The organism is Pseudoalteromonas sp. PS5 (assembly GCF_004103255.1).
GTDB lineage: Bacteria > Pseudomonadota > Gammaproteobacteria > Enterobacterales > Alteromonadaceae > Pseudoalteromonas > Pseudoalteromonas peptidolytica.
In genome coordinates this window covers 1-1377 of the sequence record NZ_RCSQ01000223.1, presented here as the reverse complement: position 1 = coordinate 1377, position 1377 = coordinate 1, and the positions used below count along the sequence as shown (strand labels likewise).

Here is a 1377-nt window from a genome sequence, read left to right as displayed (position 1 = left end):
TAAGCAAATTGGTATAAGCTTAACAAATATTGAAGATACAAAAATGCCGGACGTTGTCCGGCATTTTTTTAAGTCAAATTGGTATTACCACACAATCAATGTGCTGAAGTTAACCAGCTCAGAAACTGACGTGCTTCGCCGCCATTGGCGAATTGTGTGATCTTACGGCCTGTGCCGTCAGCAAAGATCACTTTAGATTTGTTCACCGAAATTGAGCGAATTGGTTGCTCAACACGGATCTCTGTTCCGTTATATGTATATGACATAATAAAACTCACTTTATAATGCACAGCAAACTAGCTGATGCTTTTAATAGTAGATGAGCTTCATTACAGTTTAGCGAACAGGATATACTGTACTCACAACGACCCGATATGGGTATGACAGTCTGTACCAACATGCTGTTGGATTTTATTTCGCCTGACTATATTAAGCTCTGTTTGTATGTTTTATGCGGACTTACTGGATCAGGGCAAGGAGGCATTACTTGAGGTTTGCTTTATCTAGAGTGGAATTAATAAAGCAAGTCTTGAATGATACAGAATAGTTCTTATAAAAGCAAGCTTTTATATCGGTACAGCAAAAAGTGTTTTCGACATATATCCCGAGGCGTTAAGCCCCGAGACATAACCCACTTATTGGCATAGTGCTTGTTTGAGAGGTTGTTCACCATTAAATAGCTCAAACGTTAGATTCTGAGGATGCAAAGTGGCAAGGTAAGCTAATGCGTCAGCGACATTCTCTCGACTTATTACAGCGTCTTCTCTATTTGCAGGGCGCGAAGTGGAGAATCCACCAGTTGCGGGCTCATTAAGTAATGTACCAGGTCGAACGATGGTGTAGTTTACGATACTTCTTTGTAGGTATTGGTCGGCCATGTGTTTGGCTACCAAGTACGGTTTGATTTCACTTTCAATGTTATCAGGATCGTCGGCACCAATAGAGCTGACCATAATAAAATGTTTAACGTTTGCTTTCACAGCATAATCAATAGCTTTAGTCGCAGCCCATAAATCAATCAGTAGGGTTTTGTCCGCACCCGTTTCTCCACCGGAGCCTGCGCTAAATATTACTTGCTCGATGTTGTCAAAAGCGGCGCTAAAATCGTTTTCAAGGTCATGCTCAATAATGGTTAACTGCACAGAGCCAATATCTGCCAACTTATCTTTATCACGCACTAACGCCACAACGTCATGACCCCGCTCTAGCATTTTCTTTGTCGTCATTTTTCCAATTTGACCACTGGCACCAATGATTAAGGTCTTCATAGATAAACTCCTTTAAAGTGTTTGCTTAGCTAATACCAATTGAATTAATTCTCTAATCAATTTGAAGGGTGAAATAGCATATTAGCTTCGTTAAAAATTTCTCATTTAG

At 40.2% G+C, this 1377-nt stretch carries 2 protein-coding genes; both read right to left on the bottom strand.

Annotated elements, in window-relative coordinates; genetic code table 11:
* Positions 1–95: 95 nt before the first annotated feature.
* Positions 96–266, bottom strand: a complete 171-nt coding sequence (locus D9603_RS21915) for a hypothetical protein (protein WP_010370673.1) — start codon at positions 264–266, stop codon at positions 96–98.
* Between the two features lie 369 nt (positions 267–635).
* Complete coding sequence (locus D9603_RS20845; protein WP_128732765.1) at positions 636–1268, bottom strand: SDR family oxidoreductase; 633 nt, start codon at positions 1266–1268, stop codon at positions 636–638.
* Between the last annotated feature and the right edge of the window lie 109 nt (positions 1269–1377).